Annotated in this window: 22 protein-coding genes; 19 read left to right on the forward strand and 3 right to left on the reverse strand. The window is 71.8% G+C overall.

The genetic code is table 11. The features are described 5' to 3' along the window. Nucleotides 1–129: 129 nt before the first annotated feature. Nucleotides 130–918: a sulfite exporter TauE/SafE family protein gene (locus tag ACZ68P_RS06850; RefSeq protein ID WP_471003599.1), complete on the reverse strand. Its 789-nt coding sequence runs from the start codon at nucleotides 916–918 to the stop codon at nucleotides 130–132. 294 nt (nucleotides 919–1,212) lie between these two features. Beyond that, on the reverse strand, nucleotides 1,213–1,962 hold the full coding sequence (locus tag ACZ68P_RS06855; protein ID WP_471003602.1) for a class I SAM-dependent methyltransferase: 750 nt from the start codon (nucleotides 1,960–1,962) through the stop codon (nucleotides 1,213–1,215). A 391-nt stretch (nucleotides 1,963–2,353) separates the two neighbouring features. On the opposite strand from ACZ68P_RS06855, the gene ACZ68P_RS06860 reads away from it, so the two are divergent. From ACZ68P_RS06860 to ACZ68P_RS06940, 17 genes are all read left to right on the forward strand, one after another. Continuing rightward, nucleotides 2,354–2,947, forward strand: coding sequence for a hypothetical protein (locus tag ACZ68P_RS06860; protein WP_365720662.1), 594 nt, complete (start codon nucleotides 2,354–2,356; stop codon nucleotides 2,945–2,947). Nucleotides 2,948–3,191: 244 nt separating this feature from the next. Then, a complete protein-coding gene (rpsP, locus tag ACZ68P_RS06865; RefSeq protein ID WP_391138828.1) occupies nucleotides 3,192–3,632 on the forward strand; it encodes a 30S ribosomal protein S16 in 441 nt (146 codons plus the stop codon). Between the two features lie 2 nt (nucleotides 3,633–3,634). Then, nucleotides 3,635–3,874, forward strand: coding sequence for an RNA-binding protein (locus ACZ68P_RS06870; protein ID WP_003980229.1), 240 nt, complete (start codon nucleotides 3,635–3,637; stop codon nucleotides 3,872–3,874). A 100-nt stretch (nucleotides 3,875–3,974) separates the two neighbouring features. Next, nucleotides 3,975–4,520, forward strand: coding sequence for a ribosome maturation factor RimM (rimM, locus tag ACZ68P_RS06875; protein ID WP_471003606.1), 546 nt, complete (start codon nucleotides 3,975–3,977; stop codon nucleotides 4,518–4,520). After that, nucleotides 4,517–5,338, forward strand: a complete 822-nt coding sequence (gene trmD, locus ACZ68P_RS06880) for a tRNA (guanosine(37)-N1)-methyltransferase TrmD (protein ID WP_471003609.1) — start codon at nucleotides 4,517–4,519, stop codon at nucleotides 5,336–5,338. The genes rimM and trmD overlap by 4 nt, the downstream gene beginning before the upstream one ends. Nucleotides 5,339–5,465: 127 nt before the next feature. Further along, on the forward strand, nucleotides 5,466–5,816 hold the full coding sequence (rplS, locus tag ACZ68P_RS06885) for a 50S ribosomal protein L19 (RefSeq protein ID WP_365720654.1): 351 nt from the start codon (nucleotides 5,466–5,468) through the stop codon (nucleotides 5,814–5,816). Between the two features lie 71 nt (nucleotides 5,817–5,887). After that, nucleotides 5,888–6,847 carry a signal peptidase I gene (gene lepB, locus ACZ68P_RS06890; protein WP_471003612.1) on the forward strand — a complete coding sequence of 320 codons (960 nt, stop codon included), beginning with the start codon at nucleotides 5,888–5,890 and terminating at the stop codon, nucleotides 6,845–6,847. Continuing rightward, the gene (gene lepB / locus ACZ68P_RS06895) at nucleotides 6,840–7,904 is read left to right on the forward strand and encodes a signal peptidase I (RefSeq protein ID WP_471003615.1); all 1,065 of its coding nucleotides are present in this window, start codon (nucleotides 6,840–6,842) and stop codon (nucleotides 7,902–7,904) included. The genes lepB (ACZ68P_RS06890) and lepB (ACZ68P_RS06895) overlap by 8 nt, the downstream gene beginning before the upstream one ends. Continuing rightward, a complete protein-coding gene (gene lepB, locus ACZ68P_RS06900; protein ID WP_471003897.1) occupies nucleotides 7,819–8,748 on the forward strand; it encodes a signal peptidase I in 930 nt (309 codons plus the stop codon). The genes lepB (ACZ68P_RS06895) and lepB (ACZ68P_RS06900) overlap by 86 nt, the downstream gene beginning before the upstream one ends. A 63-nt stretch (nucleotides 8,749–8,811) precedes the next feature. Further along, nucleotides 8,812–9,546, forward strand: coding sequence for a signal peptidase I (lepB, locus tag ACZ68P_RS06905; RefSeq protein WP_471003617.1), 735 nt, complete (start codon nucleotides 8,812–8,814; stop codon nucleotides 9,544–9,546). Continuing rightward, nucleotides 9,543–10,064, forward strand: coding sequence for an NUDIX hydrolase (locus ACZ68P_RS06910; RefSeq protein ID WP_471003620.1), 522 nt, complete (start codon nucleotides 9,543–9,545; stop codon nucleotides 10,062–10,064). The genes lepB (ACZ68P_RS06905) and ACZ68P_RS06910 overlap by 4 nt, the downstream gene beginning before the upstream one ends. Nucleotides 10,065–10,119: 55 nt before the next feature. After that, entirely contained in the window at nucleotides 10,120–10,428 is a 309-nt protein-coding gene (locus ACZ68P_RS06915; RefSeq protein ID WP_005311352.1) for a DUF2469 domain-containing protein, read from the forward strand. 129 nt (nucleotides 10,429–10,557) lie between these two features. After that, a complete protein-coding gene (locus ACZ68P_RS06920; protein WP_471003623.1) occupies nucleotides 10,558–10,923 on the forward strand; it encodes a YraN family protein in 366 nt (121 codons plus the stop codon). Next, nucleotides 10,923–12,536, forward strand: a complete 1,614-nt coding sequence (locus ACZ68P_RS06925) for a YifB family Mg chelatase-like AAA ATPase (protein WP_471003626.1) — start codon at nucleotides 10,923–10,925, stop codon at nucleotides 12,534–12,536. Before ACZ68P_RS06920 ends, ACZ68P_RS06925 begins: the two co-directional genes overlap by 1 nt. Then, nucleotides 12,533–13,912, forward strand: coding sequence for a DNA-processing protein DprA (gene dprA, locus ACZ68P_RS06930; protein ID WP_471003629.1), 1,380 nt, complete (start codon nucleotides 12,533–12,535; stop codon nucleotides 13,910–13,912). Before ACZ68P_RS06925 ends, dprA begins: the two co-directional genes overlap by 4 nt. Before the next feature lie 260 nt (nucleotides 13,913–14,172). Next, nucleotides 14,173–15,009: an RNA polymerase sigma factor WhiG gene (gene whiG / locus ACZ68P_RS06935; RefSeq protein ID WP_471003632.1), complete on the forward strand. Its 837-nt coding sequence runs from the start codon at nucleotides 14,173–14,175 to the stop codon at nucleotides 15,007–15,009. 53 nt (nucleotides 15,010–15,062) lie between these two features. Then, nucleotides 15,063–15,620: a TetR/AcrR family transcriptional regulator gene (locus ACZ68P_RS06940; protein ID WP_471003899.1), complete on the forward strand. Its 558-nt coding sequence runs from the start codon at nucleotides 15,063–15,065 to the stop codon at nucleotides 15,618–15,620. A gap of 44 nt (nucleotides 15,621–15,664) precedes the next feature. Here ACZ68P_RS06940 and ACZ68P_RS06945 read toward each other — a convergent pair whose 3' ends face one another. Then, a complete protein-coding gene (locus ACZ68P_RS06945) occupies nucleotides 15,665–16,129 on the reverse strand; it encodes a M23 family metallopeptidase (RefSeq protein ID WP_471003635.1) in 465 nt (154 codons plus the stop codon). A 255-nt stretch (nucleotides 16,130–16,384) separates the two neighbouring features. Here ACZ68P_RS06945 and rpsB point away from each other — a divergent pair, with 255 nt between their 5' ends. Beyond that, nucleotides 16,385–17,293, forward strand: coding sequence for a 30S ribosomal protein S2 (rpsB, locus tag ACZ68P_RS06950; protein WP_471003638.1), 909 nt, complete (start codon nucleotides 16,385–16,387; stop codon nucleotides 17,291–17,293). Nucleotides 17,294–17,414: 121 nt separating this feature from the next. Continuing rightward, nucleotides 17,415–18,251 (forward strand): translation elongation factor Ts, encoded by an 837-nt coding sequence (gene tsf, locus ACZ68P_RS06955; RefSeq protein ID WP_471003641.1) that lies wholly within the window; start codon nucleotides 17,415–17,417, stop codon nucleotides 18,249–18,251. Nucleotides 18,252–18,312 lie beyond the last annotated feature (61 nt).

The following is an 18,312-nucleotide window of genomic DNA, read 5'->3' on the forward strand; positions in this document are numbered from 1 at the left end:
AGAAGAACAGCATAACCCGGGGGGTGGAACGGGGGGGGGTCCGGGGCCGCCTCGCCCCCCCCCCCCCCCGGGCCCCTCTCGCGCTTCAGCCGCCGCTGCCCCAGCCCGCCGACCGGGCGGTACGCGCCGTCAGGCGAGCGCCTGCACGGCGTACGCCGCTCCGACGGCGGAGGCGAGCGTGCCGAGGAGGAGGCGGAGGGCGGTCTCGGGAACGCGGGGCTGGAGGCGGGCGCCGAGGTAGCCGCCGATCAGACCGCCGGCCCCGCAGGCCAGGCCGAGCCACCAGTCGGGGGCGATGTCCCCGGAGCTGACGAGGGAAAGCAGCGCGAAGGTGGCGGCGCCGACGACCGAGGTGGCGAACGTCGTGGCGAGCGCGGCCGGGGCGACCCGGGCCATGGGCAGGCCGCGGGCGGCGAGGACCGGACCGAGGAGCGACCCGCCGCCGATGCCGTAGATCCCGCCGACCACTCCGACCGCCAGGGCGAGGAGGGTCAGCGCCGTCGGGGACGGCTCCGCCGCGGAGGACGGAGGGCCGGCGGGCCGGGGGAGGAGGGTGCGGGCGCAGAGCCACAGCCCGAGCGGCAGGAGCAGGCAGGCGATGAGCAGCCGGAAGACGCCCGGCCCCGGAAGCGCGTAGACGCGGATCGCGGCGCCCGCGACGACGCCGGGGAGCGTCCCGACGACGAGGCGCCGGGCGAGGCCGCCCCGCAGCGCTCCGTCGCGGCGGTACCGCCACAGGGCGCCCGGCCCCGCCACCACGTTGTACAGCAGGTTCGTCGGTGTGACGGCGGGATTCGGCACACCGAGGACGCTGAGCTGGACCGGCAGGAGGAACACGGCCCCGGAGACGCCGACGGGCGCGGTCACCAGCGCGATCAGCAGACCGGCCACCAGCCCCGCCCCCACGGTCCAGTCCACCGTGCTCCCCCTTCGTCCGCGGCCGTGGCGCGGCCAGTATCGGGGACCACGGTGCTGTGCGACGACGGAGAAACACACTGTTCACGCGCGCCGCGCGCTGCCGGGGCCGTACGTTCTTCCCCCCCGCCTGACCGCTGCTCGGGGCACGCGGGGCGGGCGGGCGGGACGGGGTACGGGGCGCGGGCGCCGGCCACGGCGACCGTCGGCCGGACCGGGGCGTCGGCCCCGCGCCCGCGGCGGCCGACCCCCGCCGCCGCTCCCGCGTCCCGCCCGCTCAGGCCGCCCGGCCGTCCCTCACGGCACGCGGGCGATCAGGTAGCGGAAGACGTTCGGCATCCACACCGTCCCGTCGACGCGGACGTACGGGTCCAGGGCCTCCAGGATCTCCTTCTCCACCTGCGCCGGCTCCGTCGCGCGGATCGCCGCGTCGAAGTCACCCGTCGAGAGCAGCCCCCGGACCGCGCTGTCCGTGTCCGCGTAGCCGAAGGGGCAGGACACCCCGCCCGAGCCGTCCGGCCGCAGGCCCGAGTGGGCCACCGCCTCCTCCAGACCCTCGCGCGGCCCGGGACGCGCGCCGGCCAGCCGGGCCGCGACCCGCAGCACCGAGGCCGTCGCACACCGCTCGGGCGGGCCCCAGCCCGCGAGCACGACCGCAGCCCCCGACTGGGCCGAAGGAGTGACGGCCGCCACGGCGGCACCGAGCCCCTCCGAGGGGTGGAAGGCGGTGATCACGTCGAACGCCGGTCGGGACAGACCGCAGGCCGCCACCGGGTCGCCCTCGACAACAGCGTGGTCCCCCGCCTGGGAAAGCCGCTCCCGGGCCAGCTCCACGCGCGCGTGGTCCCCGTCCACGCCGGTGACCTGAGCGCCCCGCGCGGCCGCCATCAGCAGCGCGAGGCCCGACCCGCAGCCGAGCCCCAGGACCTGGGTACCGGGCCCCAGGCCGAGACGGTCGTACACCGCCTCGTAGAGCGGGACCAGCATGCGCTCCTGGATCTCGGCCCAGTCACGCGCGGGGTGGTGCGGGACGAGCGTAGGTGTCATGGAATGCGCCCCAATCAGTGCCTCGTCGACAGCCCCCGTGTCCAAGTACTCCCGCATCCCCCCGTATGCCAGGGAACTGCGCATCCGTGCCCGCGTCCAGTGCTCGCGCCGCATCACTTCCCTTCGGGTGACGACTCCCGCACGGGGCGGTGCGCCGCCTCGCCCGGACACCCGGTACTGTCCTGCCAGAGCCCCGGGGCGCGTACGGCATTCCTACGCGCCGGGGCGTATGCGCCGCTACGCACCAGCTTGGCGCCCGCTGCGCGGCTTCTCCGCAGATCGGCGCACTGGCCCTCCTCCGGACGCAACAGCGGCAACTGACGGGTACGTGCAAATTATTTGGGATGCCCCGGAATGGAACCCGGGACCGCCCCGGCTCGTTGTACGCGACGTGAGCACGACACCACCTGTTCTCGCCGCAGAGCTGGCACAGGCGTGGGCCGACATTCAGCGGCACCACCCCGAGCTGCCCGACCTTGCCGCGCCCGAGTCCCTGATCGGAGAGTCCTCGTCCGCCTGCGGCGCCGAACTCTCCTTCGAACGACTGCTTCACGAGGCAGTCCACGGCATCGCCGCCGCCCGAGGAGTCCGCGACACCTCACGCGCCGGCCGCTACCACAACCGCAGATTCCTGGCGATCGCCGAGGAGATGGGCCTGGACCACCCCGAGGAGCCGCACGCGAGCAGCGGCTTCTCCCTGGTCACGCTCAATCCCGAGGCCCGGCGGCGCTACCGCCCCACGATCGAGCGGCTCCAGCGGGCGCTCAAGGCCCACACGGTGGCCACGGCCGCCGACACCAAGCGCTCCTTCCGCGGTCCGGCCGCCCGGCACGGCTCCTCCGGCGGCGGCGTCCGCGTCAAAGCCGTCTGCGACTGCGGGCGCAACGTCCGCGTCGTCCCCTCCGTCCTCGCCCAGGCCCCCATCATGTGCGGCGGCTGCGGCAAGCCCTTCCGCATCCCCGAGACGGTCGGCGCGGCGAGCTGACCCCGGATCGTCGGCCGTCCCACCGGGGGCGGGCGGCCGACGCCCTCCGCCGCCCGGCTCCAGGGCCGGGTCCAGGGCCGGGTCCGGCGCGCCGCGCGCGTGTGGCACAATGGCTAGCTGTACTCGACAGCCGCATAGGACCCCTCTCTCCTCCGGCTGACGCGTCCATCGGGCACCCGAGTACCGCAACCCCACGTGGCATCTCATGTGCCCAACCACGTCAAGACCAGGAGACACCACTCCAGTGGCAGTCAAGATCAAGCTCAAGCGCCTCGGCAAGATTCGCCAGCCGCACTACCGCATCGTCGTCGCCGACTCCCGCACCCGCCGGGACGGTCGTGCGATCGAGGAGATCGGTCTGTACCACCCGACGTACAACCCGTCGAAGATCGAGGTCGACTCCGAGCGTGCGCAGTACTGGCTGTCCGTCGGCGCCCAGCCGACCGAGCCGGTCCTCGCCATCCTGAAGCTCACCGGCGACTGGCAGAAGCACAAGGGCCTGCCGGCCCCCGCGCCGCTGCTGCAGCCGGCGACCAAGGAGGACAAGCGTGCCTCCTTCGACGTGTTCGCCAAGACCCTCGAGGGCGACGACGCCAAGGGTGAGGCCATCACCCCGAAGGCGAAGAAGGCCGACAAGAAGGCGGACGAGGCCGAGGCCGCGTCCACCGAGTCGACCGAGGCCTGAGCATGCTCGAGGAGGCTCTCGAGCACCTCGTGAAGGGCATCGTCGACAACCCCGATGACGTGCAGGTGGCCTCGCGCACCCTGCGCCGTGGCCGCGTGCTGGAAGTCCGGGTCCACCCGGACGACCTCGGCAAGGTGATCGGCCGTAACGGCCGCACCGCGCGTGCGCTGCGCACCGTCGTGGGCGCCATCGGCGGCCGTGGCATCCGCGTCGACCTCGTCGACGTGGACCAGGTCCGCTGAGAACGGTCGACCGTTTCACCGAAGATGCGCCGGCAACGGGCCGGGGAGGGCATGACGCCCTCCCCGGCCCGTCGTCGTCCGACAGGAGAGTGTGTACGTCGTGCAGCTGGTAGTCGCGCGGATCGGCCGCGCCCACGGGATCAAGGGCGAAGTCACCGTCGAAGTGCGGACGGACGAGCCCGAGCTCAGGCTCGCCCCCGGAGCAGTCCTGGCCACCGACCCGGCCTCCGCCGGTCCGTTGACCATCGAGACCGGCCGCGTCCACAGCGGACGGCTCCTGCTCCGCTTCGAGGGCGTCCGCGACCGCACCGGCGCCGAGGCCCTCCGCAACATCCTGCTGATCGCCGACGTCGACCCCGAGGAGACGCCGGACGAGGACGACGCGTACTACGACCACCAGCTCATGGACCTGGACGTCGTACTCGCCGACGGCACCGAGATCGGCCGGATCACCGAGATCTCCCACCTGCCGTCCCAGGACCTCTTCATCGTCGAACGGCCCGACGGCACCGAGCTGATGATCCCGTTCGTCGAGGAGATCGTCACCGAGATCGACCTGGACGCGCAGCGGGCCGTCATCGACCCGCCGCCCGGCCTCATCGACGACCGCGCCGAGATCGTCTCCTCCCGGGACGACGACGCATGAGGCTCGACGTCGTCACGATCTTCCCCGAGTACCTCGAACCGCTGAACGTCTCCCTCGTCGGCAAGGCGCGCGCGCGGGGACAGCTCGACGTCCACGTCCACGACCTGCGCGCGTGGACGTACGACCGGCACAACACCGTCGACGACACCCCCTACGGCGGCGGCCCCGGCATGGTCATGAAGACCGAGCCCTGGGGCGACGCCCTGGACCAGATCCTCGCCGACGGCTTCGAGACGGGCGCCCACGGCCCGGTCATGGTCGTCCCCACCCCCAGCGGCCGTCCCTTCACGCAGGAACTCGCCGTCGAACTCTCCGAGCGGCCCTGGCTGATCTTCACGCCCGCCCGTTACGAGGGCATCGACCGCCGTGTCATGGACGAGTACGCCACCCGGATGCCGGTCTACGAGGTCTCCATCGGCGACTACGTCCTGGCCGGCGGCGAGGCCGCCGTCCTGGTCGTCACCGAGGCCGTGGCCCGCCTGCTGCCCGGTGTCCTCGGCAACGCCGAGTCCCACCGCGACGACTCCTTCGCCCCCGGCGCCATGGCCAACCTCCTGGAAGGCCCCGTCTACACCAAGCCCCCGCAGTGGCGCGGCCACGGCATCCCCGACGTGCTCCTCAGCGGGCACCACGGGAAGATCGCGCGCTGGCGGCGCGACGAGGCGTTCCGGCGCACCGCGGCCCACCGGCCCGACCTGATCGAACGCTGTGACCCGTCCCTCTTCGACAAGAAGGACCGGGAGATCCTCTCCATGATGGGCTGGTCCCCGGAACCCGGCGGCCGATTTTGGCGCAGGCCCGACGACGTGGAAGAATAGGCCGCTGCTGTCTGTCCGGCGTGCGCCCCTGCCACAGGGGGAACGACGCCCGCCCGGTGCGACGGCACTCCATTCACTTCGAACGTACCGCTGATGACCTGTGGCATCAGCGAGGAAAGAGACCTCCATGGCCTCCCTGCTCGACTCGGTCACCGCGGGCGCGCTCCGCACCGACCTCCCCGCCTTCCGTCCCGGCGACACCGTGAACGTCCACGTGCGCGTCATCGAGGGCAACCGCTCGCGTATCCAGCAGTTCAAGGGCGTCGTCATCCGCCGCCAGGGCTCGGGCGTCAGCGAGACCTTCACGGTCCGCAAGGTCTCGTTCTCCGTCGGCGTCGAGCGCACCTTCCCGGTGAACAGCCCGATCTTCGAGAAGATCGAGCTCGTCAGCCGCGGTGACGTCCGTCGCGCCAAGCTCTACTACCTGCGTGAGCTGCGCGGCAAGGCTGCGAAGATCAAGGAGAAGCGCGACAGGTGAGCTTCGGCTCTCGGTTCGCGCGGAGCTTCGGAACACTGATACACAGGGCGGCCGGATAGGCTCTGCCCCCGATGGACACCGAAGCACAGCACACGGAGCGCAGCCGCTCCTCCGGTACGGAGGAGCGGCTGCGCTCCGCGCGTATGCGGGGAGACGGGGCGGAGACAGCCGGAACCCGCCGGCCGGAACGGGACACCGACGGCAGGGCGCGGGTGGAGACCGAGGGCGGCGCCGCCCGGCCGGAGGACCCGGACGAGGGTGCTCCCGCCGCGAGAACTCCGGAGGCGGGTGCGCCGGACAAGGGTGCTGCCGACGGGAGTGCTCCGGAGACGGATGCGCCGGACGAGCCGCACGAGAGCCCCGCCGGGCCGTCCTGGCGGCGTACGGGGATGACCGGCGGAGTCTGCGTGGTCTTCCTCCTGCTCCTGAGCCACTTCGTGATGCAGCCCTTCCTGATCCCCAGCCGTTCGATGGAACCGACGCTCCAGGTGGGGGACCGGATCCTCGTGAACAAGCTGGCGTACCGTTTCGGCGGCGAGCCGCGCCGCGGTGACGTCGTCGTCTTCGACGGCACCGGCTCCTTCCTCCAGGAAGCACCCGAACAGAACCCCGTCACCGGTCTGCTGCGCGACGCCGCCGCCGCTCTCGGCCTCGCCGAGCCGGCCGAGACCGACTTCGTCAAGCGCGTGGTGGGTGTGGGCGGCGACCGCGTCGTCTGCTGCGACAAGGACGGCCGGATCACCGTCAACGGCGTACGGGTCGAGGAGCGCTACGTCATGCTGGGCGACTCCCCTTCGAGGGTGCCTTTCGACATCGTCGTCCCGCAGGGCACCCTGTGGGTCATGGGTGACCACCGCAGCCAGTCCAGCGACTCCCGGGACCACCTCGGACAGCCGGGCGGCGGCATGGTGCCCGTCGACCGGGTGATCGGGCGCGCCGACTGGATCGGCTGGCCGTTCGGACGCTGGTCGGAGGTGCCGGACAGCGGCGCCTTCGACGCCGTGCCCGCGCCGGCGGGCGGCCATGGGTAACCGGGGCCGGCCGTCGGGGGAGCGCGGCGACGTCCGGCTGCCAACCGGCACCCGGCCCACGGACGGCGCGGGCCGCCCGATGCCGGGCCGGGCCGAGCGCCGCAGGCTCGCCCGCAAGGTCAAGCGCCGCAGGCAGCGCTCCGCCGTGAAGGAGATCCCGCTCCTGATCACGGTCGCGCTGCTGATCGCCCTCGTCCTGAAGACCTTCCTCGTCCAGGCGTTCGTCATCCCCTCCGGCTCCATGGAGCAGACGATCCGGATCGACGACCGGGTCCTGGTGGACAAGCTCACGCCCTGGTTCGGCTCCAAGCCGCAGCGCGGCGACGTCGTCGTCTTCAGGGACCCGGGCAACTGGCTCCAGGACGAGGCCCCGCCCGCCGGTGACGACCCCATCGGCGTCAAGCAGATCAAGCAGGCCCTGACCTTCATCGGACTGCTGCCCTCCGCCGACGAGCAGGATCTGATCAAGCGGGTCGTCGCGGTCGGCGGCGACACGGTCGAGTGCTGCGGCAAGGACGGCCGGATCAGCGTCAACGGCGTACCCCTCGACGAACCGTATCTGCACCCCGGGAACACACCTTCGACGATTCCGTTCCAGGTGCGGGTGCCGGCCGGCCGGATCTTCGTCCTGGGCGATCACCGGTCGGATTCCGCCGATTCCCGCTTCCACCTGAGCGAGAAGGACCAGGGAACGATCTCCGAGGAAGAGGTGGTGGGACGGGCCGTCGTCATCGCCTGGCCCGTCGGGCACTGGCGCCGGCTGGAGGAACCGGAGACGTTCGCCGCCGTCCCGGACCGGCCCGCGGCGCCCACGACCGCGCTCGGTCTGTCGCATAGTGTGTCCTCGCGGAATCTGAACGGATTGCCCTGGCTCCCGACCCCTGCGGAACTCCCGCTCGTTATGGGAGTGATGGGCCTGTCCCTGTTCCGGGACAGGCGATCGCACGGACTGAGGAGTGGATGTGGGGGATTTGGCCGTCGGCGCACGATCCGGACACGACGAGCCCGACAAGAGGCCGGAGAGGCTCGGCGAGTCGTCGGTCGCCATGACGGATGACTCCCCGGGCCGCCGGGACGCCGACCCCGGGGACGCCGCCTCCTCGGACTCCGCGGACGACGCGGGGGAGAGCGGAGCGGGCCCCAAGAAGCCGCGTTCCTTCTGGAAGGAACTGCCCCTGCTGATCGGCATCGCGCTGCTGCTCGCGCTGCTGATCAAGACCTTCCTGGTGCAGGCGTTCTCCATCCCCTCGGAATCGATGCTGAACACCCTGCAGAAGGGTGACCGCGTCCTGGTGGACAAGCTGACCCCGTGGTTCGGCTCCGAGCCGGAGCGCGGCGAGGTCGTCGTCTTCCACGACCCGGGCGGCTGGCTGGAGAACCAGCCCGCCACCGACCCCAACGTGCTGCAGAAGTTCCTCAGCTTCATCGGCCTCATGCCGTCCGCCGAGGAGAAGGACCTCATCAAGCGCGTCATCGCCGTCGGCGGCGACACCGTCTCCTGCAAGGAGGGCGGCAAGGTCGTCCTCAACGGCAAGGAGCTGGACGAGACCGCCTACCTCTACCCCGGCTCCGTTCCGTGCGAGAAGTCCTTCGGGCCGATCAACGTCCCGAAGGGCAGCATCTGGGTGATGGGCGACAACCGGCAGAACTCCCTGGACTCGCGCTTCCACCAGGAGCTTCCCGGCGGCGGCACGGTCTCCGACGACCAGGTCGTCGGTCGCGCCATCGTCGTCGCCTGGCCCGTGACGCGCTGGGCGACGCTCCCCGTGCCGGCCACCTTCGACCAGCCCGGCCTCGACAAGGCCCTCGCCGTCGCCCCCGGCGCGGCGGGTCTGGCCGGCGCCCTGCCGCTGGTCCTGTGGCGCCGCAAGTGGCGCACGGCTCGCCATACCGCCGAGTAGCACCCCACGGGTAGGGTGCCGTCCCAGATCGTCGAACCGACCTCCGAGGTGGGGAGCGCTGGGATGAGCGGGACCATACGTACGGAAGACGGCCACGGCCGCCTCGGCAGCGTGCTGTCGGGGCTGGTCGTGGCCGTCGGCTGTGTGCTCTTCCTCGGCGGCTTCGCCTGGGGAGCCGTGCTCTACCAGCCCTACACCGTGCCCAGCGACTCCATGACCCCGACCCTCCAGGTCGGCTCCCGCGTCCTCGCCCAGCGGATCGACGGCGACGAGGTCCGCCGGGGCGACGTCGTCGTCTTCAACGACCCCCTCTGGGGCGACATGCCCATGGTGAAACGCGTCGTCGGGATCGGCGGCGACACCATCGCCTGCTGCGGCGCCGACGGACGGCTCACGATCAACGGCGAACCGATCGAGGAACCGTATCTGCTCCCGGGCTACCCGGCCTCGGGACAGAAGTTCTCCGCCACCGTCCCCGAAGGGAACCTCTTCCTCCTCGGCGACGAACGGCACAACTCCATGGACTCCCGCGTCCACCTCCAGGAGGCCGGACAGGGTTCCGTACCGCGCACCGCGGTCACGGCCAGGGTGGACGCCATCGCCTGGCCGCTCGACGGCGTCCTGGAGCGCCCCGCGACCTTCGCCACCCTCCCCGGCGGCGTCTCACGACCAGGCCCCGTCACGCCCCTCTTCTACGCGATCGTCGGCGGGTGTGTACTGGTCCTGGCCGGAGCGGCCTACGGACCCCTGGCACGACGCGCGACCGCACAGCCGCGGAAGGAGACGGTGGACGCGTGACCGACGGGACGGACACCACGGCGGACGGGCGGAAGCCGGAACCGCGACGCGTCGCCCGGGTCATCCTGCTCGACCCCGACGACCGCATCCTCCTGCTGCACGGCTACGAGCCCGACGCCCCCGACCAGACCTGGTGGTTCACCCCCGGCGGAGGCCTGGAGGGCGACGAGACCCACGAGCAGGCCGCCCTGCGCGAACTCGCCGAGGAGACCGGCATCACCGACGTCGACCTCGGACCGGTCGTCTGGCAGCGCGTCTGCTCCTTCCCCTTCGACGGCCGGCGCTGGGACCAGGACGAGTGGTACTACCTGGCACGAACCACCCAGACCGCGACCGCCCCCGCCGGGCTCACCGAACTCGAGGAGCGCAGCGTCGCGGGGCTGAGGTGGTGGACCTCCGCCGAACTGTCGGCGGCCCGTGAGACGGTGTACCCGACCAGACTCGCCGAGCTGCTCCACACGCTGCTCGACGAGGGACCTCCGAGTGCCCCGGTGGTTCTCGCCCCGGAAATCGTCTAGGGGTGCGAGTGCCTGGCGCACAATGGGGGGACGCACGGCTGAAGGGGAACATGCCATGAGCGCCGAGGACCTCGAGAAGTACGAGACCGAGATGGAGCTGAAGCTCTACCGGGAGTACCGCGACGTCGTCGGGCTGTTCAAATACGTGATCGAGACCGAGCGGCGGTTCTACCTCACCAACGACTACGAGATGCAGGTCCACTCGGTCCAGGGCGAGGTGTTCTTCGAGGTCTCCATGGCCGACGCGTGGGTCTGGGACATGTACAGGCCCGCCCGATTCGTGAAGCAGGTCCGCGTCCTCACCTTCAAGGACGTGAACATCGAGGAGCTCAACAAGAGCGACCTGGAGCTTCCCGGCAGCTGAGCCCCACCCCGGTCCCAAGCGGGTAAACCACCCGCAAGGGCGAAGCGGTTGTCCACAGGCAACCGCCCCTCCCCAGCCTCCAACACCCCGCTCCGCCAGGCGACACAGTCGGTGCCGGAGGTGGTACCGATGAACGCCACGAAAGCACTCGGACGGTACGGAGAGGAACTCGCCGTCCGCCGGCTCACCGAGACCGGCATGACCGTCCTCGCGAGGAACTGGCGCTGCGGACGCGCCGGAGAGATCGACATCGTCGCCCGCGACGGCGACACCGTCGTGATCTGCGAAGTGAAGACCCGCCGCGACGGCACCTACGAACACCCCATGGCCGCCGTCACCCCCACCAAGGCCGACCGGCTCAAACGGCTCGCCGCCTGCTGGCTCGACCGCCACGGCACACCGCCACCCGACGGCGGAATCCGCATCGACCTCATCGGCGTCCTCCTGCCCCGCCGCGGCGCACCCCGCCTCACCCACGCACGAGGGGTGGCCTGATGGGATTCGCCCGCACCTGCTCCGTCGCCCTCGTCGGCGTCGAAGGCGTCGTCGTCGAGGTCCAGGCCGACCTCGAACCCGGAGTCGCCGCCTTCACCCTCGTCGGCCTCCCCGACAAGAGCCTCACCGAGAGCCGCGACCGCGTCAGGGCCGCCATCGTCAACTCCGGCGCCGAATGGCCCCAGAAAAAACTCACCGTCGGACTCAGCCCCGCCTCCGTCCCCAAGGGAGGCAGCGGATTCGACATGGCCGTCGCCGCCGCAGTCCTCGGCGCCGCCGAACGGATCGACCCCCGGGTCATCGCCGACCTCGTCCTCATCGGAGAACTCGGACTCGACGGACGCGTACGCCCCGTGCGCGGCGTCCTGCCCGCCGTCCTCGCCGCCGCCGAGGCCGGCTACCGACAAGTCGTCGTCCCCGAACAGACCGCCGGCGAAGCCGCGCTCGTCCCCGGCGTCTCCGTCCTCGGCGTCCGCACCCTGCGCCAGCTCATCGCCCTCCTCACCGACGAACCCGTCCCCGTGGAGGAACCCGCCGAGGAAGGCCGCCCCGACGCCATGCTCGCCGGACTCCTCGTCCCCGGAGCAGGCGTCGGCACCGGCCTCGCCGCCGACCCCGCCGACGGACCCGACCTCGCCGACGTCGCCGGACAGCACGGCGCCCGCCGAGCCCTCGAAGTCGCCGCCGCGGGCAGCCACCACCTGCTCCTCTCCGGCCCACCCGGCGCCGGCAAGACCATGCTCGCCGAACGGCTCCCCGGCATCCTCCCGCCCCTCACCCGCCAGGAATCCCTCGAAGTCACCGCCGTCCACTCCGTCGCCGGCATCCTCCCCCCGGGTGAACCCCTCGTCCGCCGCGCCCCCTACTGCGCCCCCCACCACTCCGCCACCATGCAATCCCTCGTCGGCGGCGGCAACGGACTCCCACGCCCCGGCGCCGTCTCCCTCGCCCACAGAGGCGTCCTCTTCCTCGACGAAGCACCCGAGTTCTCCGGCAAAGTCCTCGACGCACTCCGCCAGCCCCTCGAATCCGGCCACGTCGTCGTCGCCCGCGCCGCCGGAGTCGTACGCCTCCCCGCCCGCTTCCTCCTCACCCTCGCCGCCAACCCCTGCCCCTGCGGACGGCACACCCTCCACGGCGCCGGATGCGAATGCCCCGCCTCCCTGATCCGCCGCTACCAGGCCCGCCTCTCCGGCCCCCTCCTCGACCGCGTCGACCTGCGCGTCCAAGCCGAACCCGTCACCCGCTCCGACCTCCTCGCCCAAGGCGGCCGAGGCGAACCCACCGCGGCCGTCGCCGACCGCGTCCGCGACGCCCGCGACCGCGCCGCCACCCGCCTCGCCGACACCCCCTGGACCGTCAACAGCGAAGTCCCCGGCCACGAACTCCGCACCCGCTACACCCTCGTGCCCGGCGCCCTCGCCGCGGCCGAACGCGACATCGAACGCGGCATGCTGACCGCCCGCGGCCTCGACCGCGTCCTCCGCGTCGCCTGGACCGTCGCCGACCTCGCCGGACACGACCGGCCCGACGCCCACGACGTCGGCCTGGCCCTGGAACTGCGCACCGGCATCGCCCGAGGCGTACCCGTGGGAAGCGGAGACCGCCCGTGACCCCCGACGACGAACGCCTCGCCCGCGCCGCCCTCACCCGCATCGTCGAACCGGGCGACGAACACGCCGGCCGCTGGCTCCGCCACTACGGAGCGAACGGATTCCTCCGACACCTCACCGGCCAGGACCACGGCCACGGACATCGCGACGAGCACGGTCAGGACCGCCGGTGCCAGGGCCCGGACCAGGCGTACGGCCCAGAGCAGGGCCGGGACCAGCATGACGTCCAAGGCCGGCGCCAGGACCAGGAACCGAGGCGGGGACCGGGGACAGGGCCGGCGGTCGACGCGGTCCCGAGAGACCTCCCCACCGGCCCCCCGCCCCGGCCACGCGCCACCGACGCCCCCCACTCCCGCGCCACCCCCTTCCCCGGAACCGGCGAGAAGCGGGTCGACGGCTGGCGCCGCCGCGCCACCGACACCGCACCGCGCCGCGACCTCGACGCCATCGCACGCCACGGCGGACGCTTCGTCATCCCCGGCGACACCGAATGGCCCCGCCAACTCGACGACCTCGGCGACGCCCGCCCCATCGGCCTCTGGCTCCGCGGCCCCGCCGACCTGCGCACCTGGGCCCTGCGCTCCGTCGCCCTCGTCGGCGCCCGCGCCTGCACCCCCTACGGCGCGCACATCGCGACCACCCTCGCCTCCGACCTCGCCGAACGCGGCTGGGTCGTCGTCTCCGGAGCCGCCTTCGGCATCGACGGTGCCGCCCACCGCGGAGCACTCGCCGCCCAGGGCGCCACCATCGCCGTCCTCGCCTGCGGCGTCGACGTCCCCTACCCCCGAGGCCACGCCGGCCTCCTGAGCCGCATCGCCGAACAAGGCCTCGTCATCGGCGAACTACCCCCCGGCGGCCACCCCACCCCCAGCCGCTTCATCCTGCGCAACCGCGTCATCGCCGCCCTCACCCGGGGCACCGTCGTGATCGAGGCCGAATACCGCAGCGGCTCCCTCGTCACCGCACGCCACGCCCAACGCCTCGGCCGTCACACGATGGGAGTCCCCGGGCCCGCTACCAGCGGGCTCTCCGCCGGAGTCCACGAACTCCTCCGCGGCGAAGCCACCCTCGTCACCGACGCCGCCGAGATCGTCGAACTCGTCGGCGACATGGGCCAGCTCGCCCCCACCCGGCGCGGCCCCGTCCTCCCCAGAGACCTCCTCACCCCCGACGCGGCCCGCGTCCTCGACGCCCTCCCCGCCCGCCGCCCCCTCCCCCTGACGGAGATCGCCGGACGAGCCGGCACCGCCCCCGACGACGCCCTCGCCCGGCTGTACGAACTCCACTCCCTGGGCCACGTCGAACGACGAGGAGACAACTGGCAGTTGACGAACAGGCCCGCCGAAGGGTCGAACGCGCGGCGAGGCGGTCCTTGACCTGGATCATTCGGGTGAAAAGGTGAGGCGGATGAACGAGGGAGTACGCCCGGCCGCATCCGAAGGGCCGACACGCGCCACGACCCGGGTTCGAAGATGTGGCGCCCGGCTTCGAAGACGTGCCCGATCCCGCCCACCCGGACCGGCGCCAACCACCGATGTTCGCGCACCGCGACATCGCAGTCACGCTACGCTCACCAGGATTCGTTACCGGACACATTTCCCGACTCACTCCACAGCAGAACGGCTCAAGGCAACGCATGCCCCAGCACACCTCCGGGTCTGACCGCGCTGCGGTGCCCCCAGCAGCCCGGGGCACCGTGCGACCGCCCGCACCGACATCGCTCGACGAGCTGTGGCGGTCCTACAAGGACACGGGCGACGAGCGGCTGCGGGAGCAGCTGATCCTCCACTACTCCCCGCTCGTCAAGTACGTCGCCGGCCGCGTCAGCGTGGGACTGCCGTCCAATGTGGAACAGGCCGACTTCGTCTCCTCCGGCGTCTTCGGCCTCATCGACGCCATCGAGAAGTTCGACGTCGAGCGGTCCATCAAGTTCGAGACGTACGCCATCACCCGCATCCGCGGCGCGATGATCGACGAGTTGCGCGCCCTGGACTGGATCCCCCGCTCCGTGCGCCAGAAGGCCCGCAACGTCGAGCGGGCCTACGCCACCCTCGAGGCGCAGCTGCGGCGCACGCCCTCCGAGAGCGAGGTCGCCGCCGAGATGGGCATCGCACTCGAGGAACTGCACGCGGTTTTCAGCCAGTTGTCCCTGGCGAACGTCGTCGCGCTCGAAGAGCTGCTGCACGCCGGCGGCGAGAGCGGCGACCGGCTCTCGATCATGGACACGCTCGAGGACACCGCGGCCGACAACCCCGTCGAGGTCGCCGAGGACCGCGAGCTGCGAAGACTCCTTGCCCGGGCCATCAACACCCTCCCCGAGCGGGAGAAGACCGTCGTCACGCTCTACTACTACGAAGGCCTCACCCTCGCCGAGATCGGGCACGTCCTCGGCGTCACCGAGAGCCGCGTCAGCCAGATCCACACCAAATCCGTCCTCCAGCTGCGCGCCAAGCTGGCCGATGTGGGGCGCTGACGCCACGGGGCCGGTCGTACAGTGGAGCCGTGCCAAGGATTCGAGCGGCCTCGGTGGCCGAGCACCGGACGATGCAGCGCGGCGCCCTGCTGGACGCCGCGCGTTCCCTGCTGTCCGAAGGCGGTACGGAAGCGCTGACCTTCCCCGCCCTCGCCGAGCGCACGGGCCTCGCCCGCTCCTCGGTGTACGAGTACTTCCGCTCGCGCGCCGCCGTGGTCGAAGAGCTGTGCGCCGTCGACTTCCCCGTCTGGGCGGCCGAGGTCGAAGCGGCGATGGCCCAGGCCGGGACGCCCGAGGGCAAGGTCGAGGCCTACGTCCGCACCCAGCTGGCGCTGGTGGGGGACCGCCGGCACCGGGCGGTCGTCGCGATCTCCGCCGGCGAGCTGGACGACGGCGCCCGCGAGAAGATCCGCGCCGCCCACGGCGGCCTCGTCGCCATGATCGTCGAAGCCCTGGGAGAGCTGGGGCAGGAGCAGCCCCGCCTCGGCGCGATGCTCCTGCAGGGCGTGGTGGACGCGGCCGTCCGCCGGATCGAGCTCGGAGCGGCCGAGGAGCCGGACCGCATCGCGGAGGCGGCGGTCGCCATGGCACTGCGCGGCGTCGGGGGCTGACCCCCTCCCCCCCGCCCCATCCCATCCCCCTCCCTCAGTACGTCCTACGGCACCCCCGGCACCGGCAGGAGCCGGCTGGGTCCCGGGCGGAGGAGGTGGAGGGGGTCGAGGTAGGTGTCTCCGCGCAGCAGGCCCCAGTGGAGGCAGGACCGTGGGCAGTGGGCCCGGGTGGCCGGGGCGGAGAGGGTGGCGACCGGTCGGCCGGGGGTGACGGGCGTGCCCACGGGCACGAGCGGGGTCACCGGTTCGTAGGTGGTGCGCAGGGGCGGGGTGCCCGTGCCCGGCAGGGTGATGGTCAGGACCCCGCGGCCGCCGACCGGGCCGGCGAAGGTGACCACGCCCGGGGCGGTCGCGTGGACCGTGGTGCCGGGGGCGGCTGCGAGGTCGAGGCCGCGGTGGCCGGGGGCGTACGGTCCGGCGGGTGGGTCCCAGGGGCGGAGGATCTCGGGGGGTGGTGGCCCCACGGGCCACGCCAGGATGAGCGCGAGGAGCAGCGTCGTCAGGTGCATGGACGTCACGCTCCCGCAGATCACCCGGCCGATGGGGGTGCGGGCGGGGTCTGTGGACGACCGGCCGGTTGTGGACAGCGCCGTCACCCGGTGCCCCCCGGGTCCCGTACACTTCTTATGGCGATCCGGGTCACCGGGTCGACTTCGCACGCCCCGCCATCACCCTCACCGGTCGTGGCAGCGCCTTTTCGGTCCCTTGTGGCACGGCGCGTCGGGGCGTCAGGACATAACCGAGAAAACCAAGGAGATACGGCCATGGCCGTCGTCACGATGCGGGAGCTGCTGGAAAGCGGCGTCCACTTCGGTCACCAGACCCGTCGCTGGAACCCGAAGATGAAGCGCTTCATCTTCACCGAGCGCAACGGCATCTACATCATCGACCTGCTCCAGTCGCTGTCGTACATCGACCGCGCCTACGAGTTCGTCAAGGAGACCGTCGCGCACGGCGGCTCCATCATGTTCGTCGGTACGAAGAAGCAGGCCCAGGAGGCCATCGCCGAGCAGGCGACGCGTGTCGGCATGCCGTACGTCAACCAGCGTTGGCTCGGTGGCATGCTCACCAACTTCTCCACCGTCTACAAGCGTCTGCAGCGCCTCAAGGAGCTCGAGCAGATCGACTTCGAGGACGTCGCCGCCTCGGGTCTCACCAAGAAGGAGCTCCTGGTCCTCTCCCGCGAGAAGGCCAAGCTGGAGAAGACCCTCGGTGGTATCCGCGAGATGCAGAAGGTGCCCAGCGCCGTCTGGATCGTCGACACCAAGAAGGAGCACATCGCCGTCGGTGAGGCGCGCAAGCTCCACATCCCGGTCGTCGCGATCCTCGACACCAACTGCGACCCCGACGAGGTCGACTACAAGATCCCGGGCAACGACGACGCGATCCGCTCCGTCACCCTGCTCACCCGCGTGATCGCCGACGCCGTCGCCGAGGGCCTCATCGCCCGTTCCGGCGCCGCGACCGGCGACTCGAAGCCGGGCGAGAAGGCCGCGGGCGAGCCGCTCGCCGAGTGGGAGCGCGACCTCCTCGAGGGCGAGAAGAAGGCCGACGAGGCCGAGAAGCCGGCCGAGGCCGCCGCCGAGGCGCCCGCCGCTGAGGCCGAGGCTCCCGCCGCCGAGGCTCCGGCCGACGAGGCCCCGGCCGCCGAGGCCGAGGCCGAGCAGGCCTGACCCAACGGCCCGACCTTCACGGGTCCGGTTGTTTCGGATATCGGATGGAGACGGCGGGGGCACTCGTGGCCCCCGCCGTCCACCCGTAGATCTTTCAGACTTCGAGAGAGAACTCAGACTCATGGCGAACTACACCGCCGCTGACGTCAAGAAGCTCCGTGAGCTCACCGGCGCCGGCATGATGGACTGCAAGAAGGCGCTGGACGAGGCCGACGGCAACGTCGACAAGGCCGTCGAGGCGCTCCGTATCAAGGGCCAGAAGGGCGTCGCCAAGCGCGAGGGCCGTTCGGCCGAGAACGGCGCCGTGGTCTCCCTGATCGCCGACGACAACACCTCCGGTGTCCTCGTCGAGCTGAAGTGCGAGACGGACTTCGTCGCCAAGGGTGACAAGTTCCAGGCCGTCGCCGCCGCGCTCGCCGCGCACGTCGCCGCCACCTCCCCGGCCGACATCGAGGCGCTGCTCGCCTCCGAGATCGAGCCCGGCAAGACGGTTCAGGCGTACGTCGACGAGGCCAACGCCAACCTGGGCGAGAAGATCGTCCTGGACCGCTTCGCGCAGTTCTCCGACGGCTTCGTGTCGGCGTACATGCACCGCACCATGCCCGACCTGCCCCCGCAGATCGGTGTTCTCGTCGAGTTCGACAAGGAGAACGCCGAGATCGCCAAGGGTGTCGCGCAGCACATCGCCGCCTTCGCGCCGAAGTACCTCACCCGTGAGGACGTCCCGGCCGAGGTCGTCGAGACCGAGCGTCGCGTCGCCGAGGAGACCACCCGCGCCGAGGGCAAGCCCGAGGCCGCGCTCCCGAAGATCGTCGAGGGTCGCGTCAACGGCTTCTTCAAGGACGCCACGCTCCTTGGCCAGCCGTACGCGCTCGACAACAAGAAGTCCGTCCAGCAGATCCTGGACGAGGCCGGCGTCACCCTGAAGCGCTTCTCGCGCATCAAGGTCGGCATCTGAGTCCGTACGCGACGGACGCCGGACCCCGGTAGGGTCTGAAGCAGTTGTCCGCGTTCGCGTA

The organism is Streptomyces sp. NPDC036822, from assembly GCF_055609145.1.

Excerpts from the sequence above, each read along its gene's own strand:
- ACZ68P_RS06855 (WP_471003602.1), bottom strand. The coding sequence starts at position 1,962 with ATGACACCTACGCTCGTCCCGCACCACCCCGCGCGTGACTGGGCCGAG.
- ACZ68P_RS06870 (WP_003980229.1), top strand. The coding sequence starts at position 3,635 with ATGCTCGAGGAGGCTCTCGAGCACCTCGTGAAGGGCATCGTCGACAAC.
- trmD (WP_471003609.1), top strand. The coding sequence starts at position 4,517 with ATGAGGCTCGACGTCGTCACGATCTTCCCCGAGTACCTCGAACCGCTG.
- rplS (WP_365720654.1), top strand. The coding sequence starts at position 5,466 with ATGGCCTCCCTGCTCGACTCGGTCACCGCGGGCGCGCTCCGCACCGAC.
- lepB (WP_471003612.1), top strand. The coding sequence starts at position 5,888 with ATGGACACCGAAGCACAGCACACGGAGCGCAGCCGCTCCTCCGGTACG.
- lepB (WP_471003615.1), top strand. The coding sequence starts at position 6,840 with ATGGGTAACCGGGGCCGGCCGTCGGGGGAGCGCGGCGACGTCCGGCTG.
- lepB (WP_471003617.1), top strand. The coding sequence starts at position 8,812 with ATGAGCGGGACCATACGTACGGAAGACGGCCACGGCCGCCTCGGCAGC.
- ACZ68P_RS06915 (WP_005311352.1), top strand. The coding sequence starts at position 10,120 with ATGAGCGCCGAGGACCTCGAGAAGTACGAGACCGAGATGGAGCTGAAG.
- ACZ68P_RS06920 (WP_471003623.1), top strand. The coding sequence starts at position 10,558 with ATGAACGCCACGAAAGCACTCGGACGGTACGGAGAGGAACTCGCCGTC.
- ACZ68P_RS06925 (WP_471003626.1), top strand. The coding sequence starts at position 10,923 with ATGGGATTCGCCCGCACCTGCTCCGTCGCCCTCGTCGGCGTCGAAGGC.
- whiG (WP_471003632.1), top strand. The coding sequence starts at position 14,173 with ATGCCCCAGCACACCTCCGGGTCTGACCGCGCTGCGGTGCCCCCAGCA.
- ACZ68P_RS06945 (WP_471003635.1), bottom strand. The coding sequence starts at position 16,129 with ATGCACCTGACGACGCTGCTCCTCGCGCTCATCCTGGCGTGGCCCGTG.
- rpsB (WP_471003638.1), top strand. The coding sequence starts at position 16,385 with ATGGCCGTCGTCACGATGCGGGAGCTGCTGGAAAGCGGCGTCCACTTC.
- tsf (WP_471003641.1), top strand. The coding sequence starts at position 17,415 with ATGGCGAACTACACCGCCGCTGACGTCAAGAAGCTCCGTGAGCTCACC.